General features: G+C 71.8%; 16 protein-coding genes. 12 read left to right on the top strand and 4 right to left on the bottom strand.

What is annotated here, in order from left to right; genetic code table 11:
• The first annotated feature begins 67 nt into the window (after positions 1–67).
• From AA0005_RS17640 to AA0005_RS17585, 12 genes are all read left to right on the top strand, one after another.
• Positions 68–1,240, top strand: a complete 1,173-nt coding sequence (locus AA0005_RS17640) for an MFS transporter (RefSeq protein WP_413453125.1) — start codon at positions 68–70, stop codon at positions 1,238–1,240.
• Positions 1,237–4,980 carry a nitrate reductase subunit alpha gene (locus AA0005_RS17635; RefSeq protein WP_413451389.1) on the top strand — a complete coding sequence of 1,248 codons (3,744 nt, stop codon included), beginning with the start codon at positions 1,237–1,239 and terminating at the stop codon, positions 4,978–4,980. Before AA0005_RS17640 ends, AA0005_RS17635 begins: the two co-directional genes overlap by 4 nt.
• Positions 4,980–6,839 carry a nitrate reductase subunit beta gene (narH, locus tag AA0005_RS17630; protein ID WP_413451388.1) on the top strand — a complete coding sequence of 620 codons (1,860 nt, stop codon included), beginning with the start codon at positions 4,980–4,982 and terminating at the stop codon, positions 6,837–6,839. The genes AA0005_RS17635 and narH overlap by 1 nt, the downstream gene beginning before the upstream one ends.
• Positions 6,836–7,534, top strand: a complete 699-nt coding sequence (gene narJ, locus AA0005_RS17625; RefSeq protein WP_413451387.1) for a nitrate reductase molybdenum cofactor assembly chaperone — start codon at positions 6,836–6,838, stop codon at positions 7,532–7,534. Before narH ends, narJ begins: the two co-directional genes overlap by 4 nt.
• Positions 7,531–8,316, top strand: a complete 786-nt coding sequence (gene narI / locus AA0005_RS17620; RefSeq protein ID WP_413451386.1) for a respiratory nitrate reductase subunit gamma — start codon at positions 7,531–7,533, stop codon at positions 8,314–8,316. Before narJ ends, narI begins: the two co-directional genes overlap by 4 nt.
• A gap of 80 nt (positions 8,317–8,396) precedes the next feature.
• Positions 8,397–9,380: a carbohydrate ABC transporter permease gene (locus AA0005_RS17615; RefSeq protein WP_413451385.1), complete on the top strand. Its 984-nt coding sequence runs from the start codon at positions 8,397–8,399 to the stop codon at positions 9,378–9,380.
• The gene (locus AA0005_RS17610; RefSeq protein ID WP_413451384.1) at positions 9,377–10,303 is read left to right on the top strand and encodes a carbohydrate ABC transporter permease; all 927 of its coding nucleotides are present in this window, start codon (positions 9,377–9,379) and stop codon (positions 10,301–10,303) included. The genes AA0005_RS17615 and AA0005_RS17610 overlap by 4 nt, the downstream gene beginning before the upstream one ends.
• A gap of 59 nt (positions 10,304–10,362) precedes the next feature.
• Positions 10,363–11,685, top strand: a complete 1,323-nt coding sequence (locus AA0005_RS17605) for an ABC transporter substrate-binding protein (RefSeq protein ID WP_413451383.1) — start codon at positions 10,363–10,365, stop codon at positions 11,683–11,685.
• Positions 11,686–11,734: 49 nt separating this feature from the next.
• Complete coding sequence (locus tag AA0005_RS17600; protein WP_413451382.1) at positions 11,735–12,145, top strand: TOBE domain-containing protein; 411 nt, start codon at positions 11,735–11,737, stop codon at positions 12,143–12,145.
• Positions 12,142–12,888 carry a molybdate ABC transporter substrate-binding protein gene (modA, locus tag AA0005_RS17595; RefSeq protein ID WP_413451381.1) on the top strand — a complete coding sequence of 249 codons (747 nt, stop codon included), beginning with the start codon at positions 12,142–12,144 and terminating at the stop codon, positions 12,886–12,888. The genes AA0005_RS17600 and modA overlap by 4 nt, the downstream gene beginning before the upstream one ends.
• A 32-nt stretch (positions 12,889–12,920) precedes the next feature.
• Positions 12,921–13,700, top strand: a complete 780-nt coding sequence (locus AA0005_RS17590; protein ID WP_413451380.1) for an ABC transporter permease — start codon at positions 12,921–12,923, stop codon at positions 13,698–13,700.
• A complete protein-coding gene (locus AA0005_RS17585; RefSeq protein ID WP_413451379.1) occupies positions 13,697–14,764 on the top strand; it encodes an ATP-binding cassette domain-containing protein in 1,068 nt (355 codons plus the stop codon). Before AA0005_RS17590 ends, AA0005_RS17585 begins: the two co-directional genes overlap by 4 nt.
• Here AA0005_RS17585 and AA0005_RS17580 read toward each other — a convergent pair.
• From AA0005_RS17580 to AA0005_RS17565, 4 genes are all read right to left on the bottom strand, one after another.
• A complete protein-coding gene (locus tag AA0005_RS17580) occupies positions 14,752–15,624 on the bottom strand; it encodes a DUF559 domain-containing protein (protein ID WP_413451378.1) in 873 nt (290 codons plus the stop codon). The two genes, AA0005_RS17585 and AA0005_RS17580, sit on opposite strands and share 13 nt — an antisense overlap.
• Before the next feature lie 232 nt (positions 15,625–15,856).
• Complete coding sequence (locus AA0005_RS17575; RefSeq protein WP_413451377.1) at positions 15,857–17,275, bottom strand: sensor histidine kinase; 1,419 nt, start codon at positions 17,273–17,275, stop codon at positions 15,857–15,859.
• On the bottom strand, positions 17,272–17,985 hold the full coding sequence (locus AA0005_RS17570; protein WP_413451376.1) for a response regulator transcription factor: 714 nt from the start codon (positions 17,983–17,985) through the stop codon (positions 17,272–17,274). Before AA0005_RS17570 ends, AA0005_RS17575 begins: the two co-directional genes overlap by 4 nt.
• A gap of 55 nt (positions 17,986–18,040) precedes the next feature.
• Positions 18,041–18,310, bottom strand: coding sequence for a hypothetical protein (locus AA0005_RS17565; protein ID WP_413451375.1), 270 nt, complete (start codon positions 18,308–18,310; stop codon positions 18,041–18,043).
• Positions 18,311–18,362 lie beyond the last annotated feature (52 nt).

The raw sequence follows: 18,362 nt of genomic DNA, 5'->3' as shown, positions 1-18,362 counted from the left end.
AGGGCACGTGAGCAGGGACGACGTCGCAACGGAGCCGACGGAGGGAGCGGCCCGCTCGCCCGGCCTCATGCTCGGCCTGGCCACCGTGGGCTTCCTGGTGAACTTCTGGGCCTGGAACCTCATCGCGCCGCTGGGCAACACCTACGGCGGTGAGCTCGAGCTCAGCGCCTTCCAGGTGTCGGTCGTCGTCGCCGTCCCGGTCATCGTGGGCTCGCTCGGGCGCATTCCCGTCGGTGCTCTCACCGACCGTTTCGGCGCCCGCGTGATGTTCCCCGCCGTCAGCCTCGTGACGATCATTCCGACGCTATTCGTCGGCTTCGTCGCCAACAGCTTCGCGATGCTCATCATCGGCGGCTTCTTCCTCGGGATCGGCGGTACCGCGTTCGCCGTCGGCGTGCCCTTCGTCAACGCCTGGTACCCGCCGGCGCGCCGCGGCCTGGCCCTCGGCATCTTCGGGATGGGCACCGCCGGCACCGCCGTCGCCGCCTTCACCACCGTCGGCATCGCCGACGACTACGGCCGCCCCGCGCCCTACGTGCTCGTCGCCGTCGTCCTCGCCGTGTACGCCGCCGTCGCCTGGGTGCTGCTGCGCGACTCGCCCGCCCGCCCGCCGGCGGCCACCGGCTCGATGCTGCGCCGCACCTGGGACACCCTGAAGATCCCCGCCACCCTCCAGCTCTCGCTCATCTACGCCATGGGCTTCGGCGGCTTCGTCGCCTTCAGCGTCTACCTGCCGACCTACCTCATCAACGACTTCGGTCTCGACCGGTCCGACGCCTCCTTCCGCACCGCCGGGTTCATCGTGCTCGCGGTCATCGCCCGCCCCGTGGGCGGCTGGCTGTCCGACCGCTTCCACCCCGTCCCGGTCCTCACGGCGTGCTTCGTCGTCGCCGGGGCGATGGCGGTGCTGGCCGCCCTGCGGCTGCAGCTGCTGCCGGCGGGCACGGTCGCCTTCCTCGCCCTGGCCGCCACCCTCGGTGCCGCCTCCGGCGCCTGCTTCGCGCTCGTCGCCAAGGTCGCGCCCCCCGGCACCGTGGGCTCGGTGACCGGCATCGTCGGCGCGGCCGGCGGCCTCGGCGGCTTCTTCCCGCCGCTCGTCATGGGCGCCGTCTACGGCGCGACCGACGCCTACACCCTGGGCTTCGTCCTCCTCGCCATCAGCGCGCTGGGCGTCGCCGCCTTCTGCTGGTGGCCCGTTCGCCGAGCCTCCCGACAGACCACGGAAAGGACCACGCGATGACGACGACGAGACCGGAGAAGCCGCAGACGGCGGCCACCGACGCGCTGCTCAAGCTCGGCACCTTCCTGCGCCGGGGTGAGGCCTCGGAGGACCTGTCCCGCCTCTTCCTCAAGGGTGGGCGCGAGGGCGACTCCTTCTACCGGGACCGCTGGAGCCACGACAAGGTCGTCCGCTCCACCCACGGGGTCAACTGCACCGGCTCCTGCTCGTGGAAGGTGTACGTCAAGGACGGCATCATCACGTGGGAGGCGCAGCAGACCGACTACCCCACGACCGGGCCGGACAAGCCCGAGTACGAGCCCCGCGGCTGCCCCCGCGGCGCCGCCTTCAGCTGGTACACCTACTCGCCCACGCGGGTGCGCTACCCCTACGTGCGGGGCAAGCTCCTGGCCCTGTACCGCGAGGCCAAGGCGCGACTGGGTGACCCCGTGCTCGCGTGGGCCGACATCGTCGAGGACCCCGAGCGCTCGCGCAGCTACAAGAAGGCCCGCGGGCGCGGCGGCCTCGTGCGCGCCCAGTGGGAGGAGGTCATGGAGATCATGGCCGCCGCGCACGTCTACACGACCAAGCAGTACGGCCCGGACCGGCTCGCCGGCTTCACCGTCATCCCCGCGATGTCACAGGTCTCCTACGGCGCCGGCACGCGTTTCCTGTCCCTCATGGGCGGCAACGTGCTGTCCTTCTACGACTGGTACGCCGACCTGCCGATGGCCTCCCCGCAGATCTTCGGGGACCAGACCGACGTGCCCGAGTCCGCCGACTGGTTCGACGCCGGCTACCTCATCATGTGGGGCTCGAACATCCCGGTGACCCGTACCCCGGACGCCCACTTCATGGTCGAGGCGCGCTACCGCGGCCAGAAGGTCGTCGGCATCTCCCCGGACTACGCGGACAACACGAAGTTCGCCGACGAGTGGCTCGCCGTCCACCCCGGCACCGACGGCGCGCTCGCCATGGGCATGGGCCACGTCATCCTCCGCGAGTTCCACGTCGACAAGCCCGAGCCCTACTTCACCGACTACATCAAGCGCTACACCGACTCCCCGTTCCTCGTCTCCCTCGAGGAGCGCGACGGCGCCTACGTCCCGGGCAAGTTCCTCACCGCCGCCGACCTGCCCGAGCACGCCGGCACCGAGAACGCCGCCTTCAAGACCGTCATGCTCGACGACGACGGCGCCCCCTTCGTCCCGAACGGCACCCTGGGTGACCGCTTCGGTGAGCAGGGCAAGGGGAAGTGGAACCTCGACCTGCAGGGTCACGACCCGCTCGTGTCCGTCCTGGGCGAGGGCGCCGGCGCCGTCGAGGTGCTCCTGCCCCGCTTCGACGTCGTCCCCGGCGCGGAGAGCGGCGACGCCGGCCTCCACGTCGGCGGCACCGGCGTGCTCCGCCGCGGTGTGCCCGTCCGCGAGGTCGGCGGGCGCCTCGTCACCACGGTCTTCGACCTGCTGCTCGCCCAGTACGGCGTGGATCGCCCCGGCCTGCCCGGCGAGTGGCCCGAGGGCTACGAGGACGCCACCCAGCCCGGCACCCCCGCGTGGGCCGCCGAGCAGTCCGGTGTGCCGATCAGCGCCGTCATCCGCATCGGCCGGGAGTTCGCGGACAACGCCCGCCGCTCCAAGGGTCGCTCGATGATCGTCATGGGCGCCGGCACCAACCACTACTTCCACTCCGACACCATCTACCGCGCGATGATCGCCCTCGTGCAGCTCACCGGCTGCCAGGGCGTCAACGGCGGCGGCTGGGCGCACTACGTCGGCCAGGAGAAGGTCCGGCCGATCACCGGCTTCCAGCAGTACGCCTTCGGCCTCGACTGGCAGCGCCCCACCCGCCACATGATCTCCACCGCCTTCTGGTACCTCGGCACCGAGCAGTGGCGCTACGACGGCCTGCCCGCGCAGACCCTCACCTCACCGCTCGCCACCGGCAAGCTCGCGGGGATGACGACGGCGGACACCCTCGTCGAGGCGACCAAGCGCGGCTGGGTGCCGAGCTTCCCCACCTTCAACCGCAACCCCCTCGACCTCACGGACGAGGCCAAGGCCGCCGGCAAGGAGGTCGCCGAGCACATCGTCGACGAGCTGCGCGAGGGCCGCCTCAAGTACGCCGTCGAGGACCCGAGCGCCCCGGAGAACTTCCCCCGGGTGCTCACCGTGTGGCGCTCGAACATCCTCGGCTCGTCCGGCAAGGGCAACGAGTACTTCATCAAGCACCTCCTCGGTGCGGAGTCCTCGGTGCGCAACGAGCAGTCCCCGCCCGGGCGCCGACCGACGTCGATGGTGTGGCGCGACGAGGCCGCCGAGGGCAAGCTCGACCTCCTCACGACGATCGACTTCCGCAACACGTCGACGACGATCTACTCCGACATCGTGCTGCCGGCCGCCACCTGGTACGAGAAGCACGACATCTCGACGACGGACATGCACCCCTTCGTCAACTCCTTCAACCCGGCGATCGCCCCGCCGTGGCAGACCCGGACGGACTTCCGGATCTTCCAGGACCTCGCCGCGAAGGTCTCCGAGCTCAGCGTCGGGCACCTCGGGGAGCGCCGCGACGTCATCGCCGCCCCGCTCAACCACGACACCGCCGACGCCCTGGCCACCCCGCACGGCGCCGTCGCGCCGCTGGAGGAGACTCCTCTCGTGCCGGGCGTGACGATGCCAAAGCTCATCCCCATCGAGCGGGACTACACGAAGATCCTCGCGAAGTTCAACGCCCTCGGCCCGCTCACCGACACCCTCGGCATGCAGACCAAGGGGGTGAAGTTCATGCCGGACAAGGAGGTCGCCGAGCTCGCGGCCCGCAACGGTCGCGTCGTCTCGGGGATCGCCAAGGGCCGCCCCTCGCTCGACAAGGACACCAAGGCGATCGAGGCGATCCTCGCACTGTCCGGCACGACGAACGGGCGCCTGGCCACCCAGGGCTTCGAGGACATGGAGGAGCGCACCGGCACCCGGCTGGCCGACCTCGCCGCGGAGTCGGAGTCGGTGCGGGTGACCTTCACCGACGCCCAGACCCGGCCGACGAGCGTCGTCACCTCCCCGGAGTGGTCCGGCTCGGAGACCGGCGGGCGCCGGTACACCGCCTTCTCCACCAACGTCGAGCGGCTCAAGCCCTGGCACACGCTCACCGGGCGCATGCACTTCTACCTCGACCACGACTGGATGGAGGAGATGGGCGAGACGCTGCCCGTCTACCGCCCACCGCTGGACATGCACCGCCTCTACGGTGACGCCGTCCCGGGCGACACGACGCCCACTGGTGATCCGGCGGCCGCCGGGCACGCGGAGGTCGCCGTCCGCTACCTCACGCCGCACTCGAAGTGGTCGATCCACTCCGAGTACCAGGACAACCTCTTCATGCTGTCCCTGTCCCGCGGCGGGTCGAACATCTGGATGTCCCCTCAGGACGCCGCGAAGATCGGCGTGCGGGACAACGAGTGGATCGAGGCCTACAACCGCAACGGCGTCGTCGTCGCCCGCGCCGTCGTCTCCCACCGCATGCCGGAGGGCACGGTGTACATGCACCACGCGACCGAGCGCGTCGTCGACGTGCCGGTGGCCGAGACGTCCGGCCAGCGCGGCGGCATCCACAACTCCCTCACCCGGGTGCTCATGAAGCCCAGCCACCTCATCGGGGGCTACGCCCAGCTGGCGTACGCCTTCAACTACACGGGGCCCACGGGCAACCAGCGGGACGAGGTGACGGTCATCCGCCGTCGTAGCCAGGAGGTGCAGTACTGATGAGGGTCATGGCTCAGATGTCGATGGTGATGAACCTCGACAAGTGCATCGGGTGCCACACGTGCTCGGTCACGTGCAAACAGGCGTGGACGAACCGCACCGGCACCGAGTACGTGTGGTTCAACAACGTGGAGACCCGCCCCGGGCTCGGCTACCCCCGCACCTACGAGGACCAGGAGGTCTGGGAGGGCGGCTGGACGCTCAACCGCCGCGGGAAGCTCAAGCTCAAGGCCGGCGGCCGGGCGAAGAAGCTCGCGACGATCTTCTCGAACCCGAAGATGCCGACGATCCACGACTACTACGAGCCGTGGACCTACGAGTACGACATGCTGCTCAACGCGCCGGCGGACTCGCGGCACACCCCGGTGGCCCGCCCGAAGTCGCTGCTCACCGGCGAGAACATCGACATCAAGTGGTCGGCCAACTGGGACGACATGCTCGGCGGCTCGACCGAGACGATGGCCGATGACCCCATCCTCAAGAAGATGAACACGCAGGTGAAGGCCGAGTTCGAAGAGACCTTCATGTTCTACCTGCCGCGCATCTGCGAGCACTGCCTCAACCCCTCGTGCGTGGCCTCGTGCCCCTCGGGCGCGATGTACAAGCGCGCCGAGGACGGCATCGTCCTCGTCGACCAGGACCAGTGCCGCGGCTGGCGCATGTGCGTCACCGGTTGCCCGTACAAGAAGGTCTACTTCAACCACCAGACCGGCAAGGCCGAGAAGTGCACGATGTGCTACCCGCGCATCGAGGCCGGCCTGCCCACCGTGTGCGCCGAGACCTGCGTGGGCCGCCTGCGCTACATCGGGCTCGTCCTCTACGACGCCGACCGCGTCGCGGAGGCCGCCGCCACGCCGAACGAGCACGACCTCCTCGCCGCCCAGCGCAGCGTCTTCCTCGACCCCTTCGACCCCGAGGTCATCGCCGCGGCCCGCCGCGAGGGCATGCCCGAGGACTGGATCGAGGCCGCGCAGAACTCCCCGATCTGGAAGCTCATCACCGACTACGAGGTCGCGCTGCCGCTCCACCCGGAGTACCGCACGCTGCCGATGGTCTGGTACATCCCGCCGCTGAGCCCCGTCGTCGACGTCGTCACCGCCTCCGGCAACGACGGCGAGGACGCCAAGACCCTCCTCACGGCGCTGTCGACCATGCGGATCCCGCTCGAGTACCTCGCCGAGCTCTTCACCGCCGGGGACACCGCGCCGGTCGAGCGGGTGCTGCGCCGCCTGGCCGCGATGCGCTCCTACATGCGCGACATCAACCTCGGCGAGGAGCCGCAGGAGGAGACTGCCGCCGCTGTCGGCATGACGGGGGAGGAGATCGAGGAGATGTACCGGCTCCTCGCCATCGCCAAGTACGAGGACCGCTACGTCATCCCCTCGACCCACGCCGAGATCGCACGGGAGCTCGAGGAGATGGCCTGCTCCCTCGACGTGCACGGCGGGCCGGGCATGGGCGGGATGGGGCCCTTCGGCACCGGCTCCGGCGCGGACGTGCCGGCCACCGTGGAGAACTTCCACGCGCTCAAGGACCGCCAGACCTCGCCGTACTCGCCCTCGACGCCCGGGCGCACCAACCTGCTCAACTGGGACGGGCGCGGCGCGAGCGGGCTGTTCCCGCCCCGTGCCGACGAGAGCGACGACGAGGTGAGCGGTGGTGCGAGCGTCGCCGTCGCCGTCGACGACGCCCCCTCCGAGGGCGGGGCGGACTACCACTCCGGCGACATCGACTCCGGACCCGCCGTCTACGCCGAGGACCCCTACCCGGCGGGCGACCCCGGCCCGGAGGCCTTCGGCACCGAGCGGGTCCGCGACCAGTCCCCCGGTGACGAGCCGCGTCCGGGAGGCGCGCGATGAGCGGCTTCATCCGGGCGCCCGAGCTGAGACCGCTCAAGCCCGTCCGCGTGAGCGAGGAGGAACGGGCCGTCGCGCACATGGCCGCCTCCGTCCTCCTCGACTACCCGACGGCGGAGCGGCTGGCCGCGTACGGCACCGTCCGCGACGCCGTCGCCGACCTGCCCGGCCCGGTCCGCGAGCGGCTGTGGGGCTTCCTCGACCACGCCGCGGCCGTCGGGGACGAGGCGCTCGCGCAGGACTACGTCGCGACCTTCGACCTCAAGCGCAAGTGCTCGATGTACCTGTCCTACTTCCTCACCGGCGACACCCGGAAGCGGGGCACGGCGCTCGTGCGCTTCGTCGAGGCCTACCGGGCCGCCGGGTGGGAGGTCGACCGGCCCGAGCTGCCGGACTTCCTGCCGATCGTCCTGGAGTTCTCCGCCCTCGGGGACGCGGAGATCGCCGGTGGACTGCTCGGCTCGCACCGGCAGGGCATCGAGGTGCTGCGCTCGGCGCTCACGGCGATGTCCAGCCCGTGGGCCGCCGTCGTCGAGGCCGTGTGCCTCACCCTGCCGCCGGTCACCGACGAGGTCCGTGACCGGTACCTCGAGCTCATCACCTCGGGCCCGCCGACCGAGATGGTGGGCCTCAACGCGCTGGGGCCGCTCGAGCCCTACTCACCCGGGGGCACCGCACAGATGGAGGTCAGGGCATGAACGGGCTGAGCACGATCGCGTGGGTGGTCTTCCCCTACGTGTCGATGGCGGTCTTCCTCGTCGGGCTGCTGTGGCGCTACCGCTACGACAAGTTCGGCTGGACCACCCGCTCCTCCGAACTCTACGAGCACGCGCTGCTGCGCCTGGGCTCGCCGCTGTTCCACTTCGGCATCCTCTTCGTCGCGGCCGGCCACTTCATGGGGCTGCTCATCCCCAAGAGCTGGACCGAGGCGGCGGGCATCGGGCAGGACTTCTACCACTTCATCGCCACGTACATGGGGGCGCTCGCGGGGATCATGACGGTCGTCGGACTGTCGATCCTCATCTACCGGCGCCGCAAGACCGGGCCGGTGTTCCTCGCGACGACCCGCATGGACAAGTTCATGTACGTGCTGCTCGCCCTGCCGATCGTCCTGGGCATGTGGGCGACGGTCCAGAACCAGATCGTCGCCGGCGGGCACGGCTACGACTACCGCGAGACGATCTCGCCCTGGCTGCGCTCGCTGTTCTACTTCCAGCCGCAGCCCGAGCTCATGGCCGACGTGCCCTTCCAGTTCAAGCTCCACATCATTGCGGCCTTCCTGCTCTTCCTCGTGTGGCCCTTCACCCGGCTCGTCCACGCCTTCTCTGCGCCGGTGGGGTACTCCACGCGTCCGCTCGTCGTCTACCGCTCGCGCGGTTCCGTCGCCCGCGGCACCCGCGAGCCGGGCCGCGGCTGGGAGCCCGTCGGCACCCCGCAGGACCGCAGGCGCCGCCGCACCCCCACGAGCACCGAGCTGTAGTCACCCGCCGTCCATCTTTCGGCCACCGGCCGGTCATCCTGCGTGGCTAACGTCCGGGAGGTGTGCAAGGAGAAGCTCGCGTGAGCGCGCCGCCGAGTGCGGTGCCGCGCTCCGCGCCCCAGGTGGAACCCGTCCCACCCGACCGGCCTGCTGAGCCCACCAACCAGGACCGGGCCCGCGCCCGCCGTCGGCGCCGCTCGAGGAGCTGGACCCTGTTCCTGCTGTTCGCCGGCCCCAACATCGCGCTGATCCTCGCGTTCATCTACTACCCACTGATCAGCAACATCTACTACTCGACGCTCGACTGGCGGCTCGGCTCCCCGCGGGCCACGCCGGTGGGGCTGGACAACTACGTCCGCTTCTTCACCTCGCCCTCGGGTCTGGAGGTCTGGCGGGTCACCGCCGTCTTCACCGTCGGCGCGGTCGTCGGCTCCATGGTCCTCGGCCTGCTCGTCGCGCTCGTCCTCAACAAGCGCATCCCCGGACGCACCGCCGCCCGCACGGCCGTCTTCGCGCCCTACGTGCTCTCCGGCGTGGGCGTCGCGATGGTCTGGAACTTCATCTTCGACCCGAGCACCGGGGCACTGCGCCACCTGCTGGCCGCGGTCGGGCTCCAGTCCCCCGAGTGGTACCTCGACGAGCGCTGGGCCCTGCTCATGGTCGTCATCGTCTACGTCTGGAAGAACCTCGGGTACTGCGCCGTCGTCTTCCTCGCCGGGCTGCAGTCGGTCCCGCAGGACCTCATCGAGGCCGCCACGCTCGACCGGGCCGGACCGGTGCGGCGGTTCTTCTCCATCGTGCTGCCGCTGCTCACGCCCACGGTGTTCTTCCTGCTCGTCACCAACGTCCTGTTCTCGATGACGAACGCCTTCGACATCCTCCGCACGATGACGCCGACCGGGCACGGGACCAACACGATCATCTTCGAGATCTACCTCCAGTCCTTCGGCGCCTACCAGCGCGCCGGGTACTCCGCCGCGATCGCCGTCGTCCTGTTCCTCACGCTGTTCGTCATCACCGCGGTCCAGCTGCGCTACGTCGAGCGGAAGGTGCACTACCAGTGACCGACCACACCGTGGTGAGCCCGCTGCCCACGAAGGGCGGTATCGCGCCGCACCGCCGGCGCCGTCCGACGTCCGACTGGGCCAAGGCCTTCGCGCCGCGCAACCTCGCCGACACGATCCTCGCGGGCTACCTGCCGATCCTCGTCGCGCTGCTCGTCATCGTGCTGCCGCTGGCCTGGATGATCCTGTCGAGCTTCAAGCCCCCGGGGGAGATCGTCACCCTCAGCCCGACGCTCCTGCCGCAGGAGCCCACGCTGGACAACTACGCGGCCGTCGCCACCCGCGTGCCGCTGCTCACCGTGCTCGGCAACAGCGTGGTCGTCACGGTCGTCGGTGCCACGGTCAAGGTGCTGCTCGCGCTGACCACCGCCTACGCGCTCGTGTTCATCCGGGTCCGCGGGGCGAACCTCATCTTCCTCGGGATCCTCGTCGCCCTCATGGTGCCGCCCGAGGTGTCCATGCTGCCGAACTACCTCACGATCACAGCGCTCGGCGGGCGCAACACCCTGTGGGGCATCATCCTGCCCGGCCTCGGCACCGCGTTCGGCACCTTCCTGCTGCGCCAGCACTTCAAGGCGCTGCCCCAGGAGATCTTCGAGGCGGCCGAGCTCGACGGCGCGGGTCACGGGCGCAAGCTCTTCCAGATCGCCGTCCCCGTCTCGGTCCCCGCCATCGCCACCGTCGCGCTCGTCACCGTCGTCAACGAGTGGAACAGCTTCCTGTGGCCGCTCATCATCATCGACTCCCCGGACAAGATGACGCTGCCGGTGGGCCTCAACCTCCTGCAGTCCGTCGAGTCCCAGACCGGCAGCTACGGCGTCCTCATGGCCGGCGCCGTCCTCGTCATCGTCCCGGTCCTCGTCGTCTTCGCCGCGCTGCAGCGCTACGTCGTCGCCGGCCTCACGCATGGCGCGGTGAAGTGACGGTCCCAGACCTCCCTATCCCACCAGTCCACCCCCGTTCGACCCCCCAAGGAGAACCCATGAGGAAGTCCCCTGCCCGCCTCACGCGGAGCGCTGCCGTTCTCGGCGTCGCCGCGCTGGCCCTCACTGCCTGTGGCCCCGACACCAGCACCGACGCCGAGGCCGCGCCCGCGGACGAGGTCAGTCTCGACGGCGTCGAGCCGGCGGAGGAGATCACCTTCTGGACCAACCACCCCGGCGGCTCGGCCGACGTGGAGAACGAGCTCATCGCCGAGTTCACCGAGGAGACGGGCATCGCCGTCAACGTCGTGACATCGGGGGCGAACTACGAGGAGACCGCCCAGCGGTTCCAGACGGCGCAGGGCAGCGCGGAGGTCGACGTGGTCGTCCTGTCCGACGCGACATGGTTCCCCAACTACCTCAACGACGCACTCACCCCGGTCGACGAGCTCCTCGAGGAGGCCGACGTCGACACCTCCGGGCTCGTCGCGGCGCTCTACGAGGACTACCTCTACGAGGGCAGCCACTACGGCGTGCCCTACGCCCGCTCAACCCCGCTGTTCTACTACAACGTCGACCACTACGAGGAGGCCGGCATCGAGGCCCCGCCCGAGACCTGGGAGGAGGTTGCCGAAGTCTCGCGCCGGCTGACGGAGGCCGACGTCGCCGACACCGCCTTCGCCTTCCCGCCGCAGGACCAGTACCCCGCCTGGTGGATGGCCAACATCGTGTGGAGCCACGGTGGCGCCTGGTCCGAGGAGTGGGACTTCTCCCCGGTCTCCTCCCCGGAGACGGTCGAGGCGCTCGAGTTCGCCCAGGCTGCGGTGGGGGACTGGGCCTCGGTCGCCTCGGGCGACCCGGCCGACAACTTCTCCTCCGGCGCGGCCAGCCAGATCGTCCAGTCCACCGGCTCGCTCGGCGGCATCCTTGAGACCGCCAGCTTCGAGGTCGGGACCGCGTTCCTGCCCGGGGGCCCGGCCGCCGAGGGTCAGACGCCGACCGGTGGCGCCGGCCTGATGATCGCCTCGGACAGCACACCGGAGCGTCAGCTCGCCGCGGCGATGTTCCTGGGACACATGACCAGCCCCGAGTCCACGGCTGCCTTCTCCGCGGCCACCGGGTACGTCCCGGTGCACACGGAGGCCGACATGTCCGAGATCTACGCCCAGACCCCGCAGTTCGAGACGGCGGTCGAGCAGCTGAGCCGGGCGCGGGTCCAGGACTTCGCCCGCGTCTTCGTGCCCGGCGGCGACCTTTTGCTCTCCGAGACCCTCCAGCGGATCCTCACCTCCGACGTCGACGTGGCGCAGGAGATGGCAGCGGTCGAGACCGAGCTCGCGAGCCTCTACGAGTCCGACCTCGCAGGCGAGCTCGAGGGCTGACCGTCCGTCGCTGACGCCGAGCCGCATCTGCGGCGGTAGGATCGATTCCGTGCCGCATTATCGGATCGGTCCCGCCGCCTCTCTCCTCGGCGTCAGCGACGACACGGTGCGCCGGTGGGTCGACGACGGACATCTCGCCGCCACCACCGACGACGCCGGCCGTAAGGTCGTCGACGGCGCCGAGCTCGCCCGCTACGCCCAGGAGCTCGCCGAGCGGCGCCAGCTCCCGGAGGTCGGCGGGGTCTCCAGCTCCGCCCGCAACCGCTTCACCGGCCTCGTCACGCGGGTCCGGGCCGACGGCGTCATGGCGCAGGTCGACCTGCAGTGCGGGCCCTTCCGCGTCGTCTCGCTCATGAGCGCCGAGGCCGTCGAGGAGCTCGGGCTCGTCCCCGGCTCCCTCGCCTCCGCCGTCGTCAAGGCGACGACCGTCATCGTCGAAGCGCCCCGGGAGGGCCGGTGACCCGGCGCCGGCTCGTCGCGTGCGCTGCCGCACTCACCCTCGCCCTCACCGGCTGCGGCGGGGACGACGGTGGTGAGCAGCTGACCGTCTTCGCCGCCTCCTCCCTCGGGATCCCCTTCTCCGAGCTCGGGCGCGAGTTCGCCGAGCAGCACCCGGACGTCGAGCTCCGCTTCTCCTGGGCCGGCTCCTCCGACCTCGTCTCCCAGGTCCTCGCCGGCGCGCCGGCCGACGTCCTCGCCACCGCCGACGAGCGCACGATGGACGACGTCGTCGCGGCCGGTCTCGTGGCCGGCGAGCCGACCGTCGTCGCGGAGAACGTGCTCAGCCTCATCACCCCAGCCGGCAACCCCGCCGGGGTGACCGGTCTCGACGACAGCCTGGACGGCGCCGACCTCGTCGTGTGCGCACCCCAGGTGCCCTGCGGGGCGGCGACCGTCGAGCTCGCCGAGCGCCTCGGCGTCACCCTCACGCCGGTGAGCGAGCTGAGCCAGGTCACCGACGTGCTCGCGAAGGTGGCAACCGGCCAGGCCGACGCCGGCCTCGTGTACGCGAGCGGCGCCGCCCTCGGCGGGGACGACGTCGACGTCATCCCCGTGCCCGGCGCCGAGGACGTCGTCAACCGCTACCCGGTGGCCGTGCTCGCGGACGCCGGGTCCCGAGAGCTCGCGGACGCGTGGATGGAGCTCGTCAGTGGGCCGCAGGGGCAGGCCGCCTTCCGCGACGCCGGGTTCAGCCTGCCGTGACAGCCACCCGGCGTGCGACAGAGGCGGTGCCGGTGGGGCTGCCGCGGTGGCTCGCGGTCCCCGCCGTCGTCGGTGTCCTGCTCATCGCGGTGCCGGTGCTCGGCATGGTGCTGCGCGTGCCGTGGGGCGAGCTGCCCGCGCTGCTCACCTCCAAGGCCTCGCTCGCTGCGCTCGGCCTCAGCCTGCGCACCTCGGCGGCCGCCACCCTCCTCGCCGCCGTGCTCGGGGTGCCGCTGGCGCTCGCGCTGGCCTGGTCGCGGCTGCCCGGCGCCCGGGTGGTGCGCACGGTCGTCCTCCTGCCGCTCGTCCTGCCGCCCGTGGTCTCCGGCCTCGCCCTGCTCACGACCTTCGGACGCCGCGGCCTGCTCGGGCGCCAGCTCGAGGTGCTCGGCATCGACATCGCCTTCTCGACGACGGCGGTCGTGCTTGCCCAGACCTTCGTCGCCCTGCCCTTCCTCGTCCTGTCCGTCGAGGGCGCCGCGCGCACGGCCGGGCGCCGGCACGAGGTCGTCGCCGCCACCCTCGGTGCCCGCCCGACCACGGTGCTGCGCCGCGTGACGATCCCGCTGCTCGCCCCGGCCCTCGGGTCCGGGATCGCCCTTGCCTTCGCCCGCTGCCTCGGGGAGTTCGGGGCCACGCTCACCTTCGCCGGCTCCCTCCAGGGCGTCACCCGCACGCTCCCGCTGGAGATCTACCTCCAGCGGGAGACCGACCCGGACGCCGCGATCGCGCTGTCCCTCGTGCTCGTCGTCGTGGCCGCCGTCATCGTGCTGCTCACCCAGCGACCCCGGCGCAGCGGGGCGGCCGCGTGAACGCCCCGGTGCTGAGCATCCACGCCGCGGTTCCCGCGCGCGGCGTCGCGGTGGACCTCGAGGTGCCCGCCGGGCGGGTGCTCGCGCTGCTCGGGCCCAACGGGGCGGGCAAGTCCACGGTCCTCGGCCTCGCGGCGGGCACGGTCCGCCCGGGCAGCGGCGAGGTCCACGTCGCCGGCCGCCGTGTGGCGGGGGAGCGCACGTGGGTGCCGCCGCACGCACGGCGGATCTCCCTCCTCGCCCAGGAGCCGCTCCTCCTGCCGCACCTCGACGTCCTCGCCAACGTGGCCTTCGGTCCCCGCGCCCGGGGAGCCCGGCGCCGCGCGGCCGAGGACGTGGCGCGGGCGCGCCTGGCCGAGGTCGGTGCCGAGGAGCTCGCCGGGCGGCGGGCGCACCGCCTGTCCGGAGGGCAGGCCCAGCGCGTGGCCCTCGCCCGCGCCCTGGCCCCAGACCCGCTCCTCCTCCTGCTCGACGAGCCGCTCTCCGCCCTCGACGTCGCCGCCGCCGCCGAGCTGCGCCAGGTCCTCCGCTCCGCGCTGCGCGGCTCCGCGAGGTCCGCCGTCGTCGTCACCCACGACCTTCTCGACGTGCTCGCCGTCGCCGACGACGTCGTCGTCCTCGACGGCTGCCGCGTCGTCGAGCAGGGGACGAGGGCGGAGGTCCTCAGCCGCCCGCGGTCCGGGTTCGGGGCCCGGCTCGCGGGGGTGAACCTCTTCCTCGGCGAGCGGGTTGCCGCCGACGCGGTGCGGGCCGCGGGCGACGTCGTCCACGGCCTGGCGAGCGGGCGTCCCGCCGCGACGGGTCGCGCCGCCGCCACCTTCTCCCCGCGGGCGGTCGCGGTGCACCGGGCCGCCCCGGGCGGCAGTCCCCGTAACGTGCTCCCGGTGCGGGTGACGGGCCTGGAGCAGCAGGGCGCTCTCGTGCGGGTGCGCGGGGAGACGTCGTCCGGGTCCCGACTGGCCGCGGACCTCACCCCGGCGTCGCTCAGCGCCCTGCGGATCGGGGTGGGCGACGACGTCGTCTTCGTCGTCAAGGCCGCCGAGGTCGAGGTCTACGAGGCCTGAGGGCCGCCGCCAACAACGCGGCCACGGTCGAGCACGGCGCGGACGGCTGCGACGACCACCCCGGGATCGTTCATGACGTCCTCCCAGGTGAATCGGAGGGTGACGTACCCGAGAGCGGCCAGCGCCCGGTCGCGACGAAGGTCCTCCCGGTACTCGTGCCGGCCCGAGTGGTAGCTGAAGCCGTCACACTCCACGACAACCCTTCCCGCGACGACCAGGTCGACCTCGCCGACACCAGGTATGGGCACACCCGCCTCGACGTCGTAGCCTGCAGCGCGGAGGGCGAGCCGTGCAGTCGTCTCGATCGCCGAACGGCTACGGCCGTCGCAGCGCTGGAGCGCCGTTCGTGCCCGAACGCTCCCGGGTCCTCCGAGGGTGCGGTCGATCTCCTCCACGCTGATCAGCCTGCGCTTGAGCGCGGAGTCGACCATGGTGACGGCTTCGTCCTCCGGGAGGCAGCGCAGCGCCCGGGCGAGGACCTCGACCAGCGGTGCGAGAGGCAGGCCGAGACCGGGGGAGCGTGTCCAGCTCGACTCGCGGTGGACGACGATCTCCCGCCGGCGAGGGTCGGGACGAGCGCCTCGGACCCGTGGAACCGCCATGTGCACCCGCTGCGGCGCTCTGAGCTGCTGCAACCCGTAGAAGGGTGCGGCGCTGACACAGGTGATGGTGCCGTTGAACCGGCGAGCGGCCACGACGGCCGGGTCGGCATCGACAGCGGCGACCCAGCCGCCTCCGAGGTCGCTCACCGTGCCCTGGGTAACTGCCGCTGCGAGCGTGCGCCGGTCTGCCGCCGAGCCGACGAGCTCCGAGCGGCGGGCGACGCCGCCCAGCTCGAGGAGCCTGTCGACGACGTCCATGGGACGAGGGTGCGGCAGGGGCCGTGCTAAGGCGGCGCGTGAGCGGCCACGCTGTGGACAGTGTGGGCGCGGGAGGGTGCTGTGGAGCGACCTATGGGCCGATGCAGAACCGGCCTTCCGGATCCCGCCACAAGCGCGCCCGGCGTGCCCCGAGATTGAGCGTCTCACCGGCGTGTCGTCGGCGTGTCGCGCCGGCTTCCGAGCCATTGTGGCGGGATCTGGAAGCGGCTCTCTACGTGGCGGCCGGGAGGGTGACGCGCACGGTCGTGCCGCCGCCCGGCGTCGGGAGCACCCGAGCGGTGCCGCCGTGCGCGGCGACGAGCGCGGCGACGATCGCCAGGCCCAGCCCCGAGCCGCCGGAGGTGCGGGCGCGGGAGTCGTCGAGGCGGTAGAAGCGCTCGAAGACCCGCTCGGCGTGCTCGGGCGAGATGCCCGGCCCGTGGTCGCGGACCTCGACGACGACGTCCCCGCCCAGCCGTCCGGCGGCCACCTCCACCGGCGTGCCCGCCGAGGTGTGGCGCACGACGTTGCCGGTGAGGTTGGACAGCACCTGGCGCAGGGCGTTCTCGTCGCCCGTGACGACCATCGCGCCGGGGGAGGAGGTGCCGTCCGCCAGGGGGACGAGGGTGGCCGTGCGCTCCGGGTCGAGGGCGCGCAGGTCGGTGACGGCGTCGTGGGCGAGGACCGCGACGTCGACGGGCTCGCGGGCCAGGCGGCGCCCCTCATCGAGGCGCGCGAGCTGGAGAAGGTCGGTGACGAGCCCGCCCATGCGGCTCGCCTCGCCCTCGATGCGGGCCATCGCCGCGGGCAGCTCCTCCTCCGGGATGGCGCCCATCCGGTAGAGCTCCCCGTAGCCGCGGACCGTCGCGAGGGGCGTGCGAAGCTCGTGGCTCGCGTCGGAGACGAAGCGGCGCATGCGGCTCTCGGAGGCGGCCTGCGCGGCGAAGGCCTGCTCGATCTGCGCGAGCATCGTGTTGAGCGACAGCGACAGGCGGCCGACCTCGGTGTGCGGGCTCGTGGCCGGCACGCGCCGGGACAGGTCCCCGGCGGCGATCGCGCCGGCCGTCTGCTCGATCTGGCGCAGCGGGCGCAGGGCGCGGTGGACCGCCAGCCAGCTGAGCGCCGCGCCGAGCAGCACGATGAGCAGGCCGGAGACGACCATCGTCGCGACGACCTGCCGGAGGGTCTGGTCGGCGCCGGCCAGCGGAAGCGCGACGGTCAGGGTCGTTCCGGCGGCGGCGTCCTGGACCTCGTAGGTCACGGCGCGCCAGCGCTGCCCGGCCACGTCGCTCGCGGCGGTGTACGCCTGCCCAGGGTCCGTCGTCGTGCTCGGCAGCTGGGGGTTGCCGAACTCCTGGACCGTCCACGGCACGAAGAAGTTGAAGGCCGGGCCGTCGGACAGCTGGAGACGCACGTAGTAGTCGCTCGGCAGGGTGGTGTCCGCGCCGGTGCGCAGCTGCTCGAGGGTGTCGATGTTGACGTTCCGGGCCGCCGTGGCGATCTGCTCGTCGGTCTGCTCGAGGAGGTAGCCGCGAAGGAGCGTCGCCGTCGTCGCACCCGCCACGGTCAGCCCCAGGCCGAGGACGAGGACGACGATGAGCACGAGCCGGTGGCGGATCGGGATCGCGCTCAGGCGCTCGTGCAGGGTCATCCGGGGGGCTCGCGGAGCATGTACCCGACCCCGCGGCGGGTGTGGATGAGCGGGACGGGCTTGTCGCCGTCGCTGCCGCGGCCGTCGACCTTGCGGCGCAGGTAGGAGATGTAGGACTCGACGATGGCGCCGTCACCGCCCCAGTCGTACTCCCACACGTGGTCGAGGATCTGCGCCTTGGACAGCACCCGGCCGGCGTTGACCATGAGGTAGCGCAGCAGCTTGAACTCGGTGGGGGACAGGTCGATGACCCGGCCGGCACGGCGGACCTCGTGGGCATCCTCGTCGAGCTCGAGGTCGGCGTAGCGCAGCACGCCGTCGTCCGGCTCCTGCTGCTGGGTGCGGCGCAGGATCGCCCGGATGCGGGCGACGACCTCCTCGAGGCTGAAGGGCTTGGTCACGTAGTCGTCCCCGCCCACGGTGAGCCCGGTGACCTTGTCGGACATGTCGTCGCGGGCGGTGAGGAAGAGGACCGGGGTGCGGTGGCCGCGCTCGCGCAGGCGGCGGGTGACGGTGAAGCCGTCCATGTCGGGGAGCATGACGTCGAGGACGATGAGGTCCGGCTCGGTCTCGACGGCGAGGTGGACCGCCTCGTTGCCGTCCGCGGCGGCGACGACCTCGAAGCCCGCAAAGCGCAGCGAGGTCGTGAGGAGCTCACGGATGTTCGGCTCGTCGTCGACGACGAGCAGGCGCGCCTGGTCCCCGGTCATGCCCCCAGTCTGCCGCCGCTACCTGGAACTTTCCTGGGAGCCAGGTGGGTGTCGTTCAGGTCTGGTCGACGGTCCGCCGCGCGGCCAGGCCGACGACCACGGCAGCGACACCGAGCGGCACGAACATGGCCGCCGGGGCGTCTCCGGCATCGGCGACCGTGGCCCCCAGCATGAGGACTGCGACGGATGCGATGCAGGCGCCGAGCAGCTGCAGCAGTACGCTTCCGCGCCGCCGTGGTCGGGCGTCGCGGTTCCAGACGAGCGCGAGACCCAGCAGCGGAAGGGCGGCCACGATCCCGATCAGCATCGAGCTCAGATCGTCCATGCCCCACCCCCTGGTCGGCGACCTCACCGACCACCGTAACGAGCCCGCACAC

Source organism: Georgenia phoenicis (genome assembly GCF_047302425.1).
Taxonomy (GTDB): Bacteria; Actinomycetota; Actinomycetes; order Actinomycetales; family Actinomycetaceae; genus Oceanitalea.
Note: the sequence above shows the minus strand (reverse complement) of the source record. Positions and strands in the feature narration are given on the sequence as shown.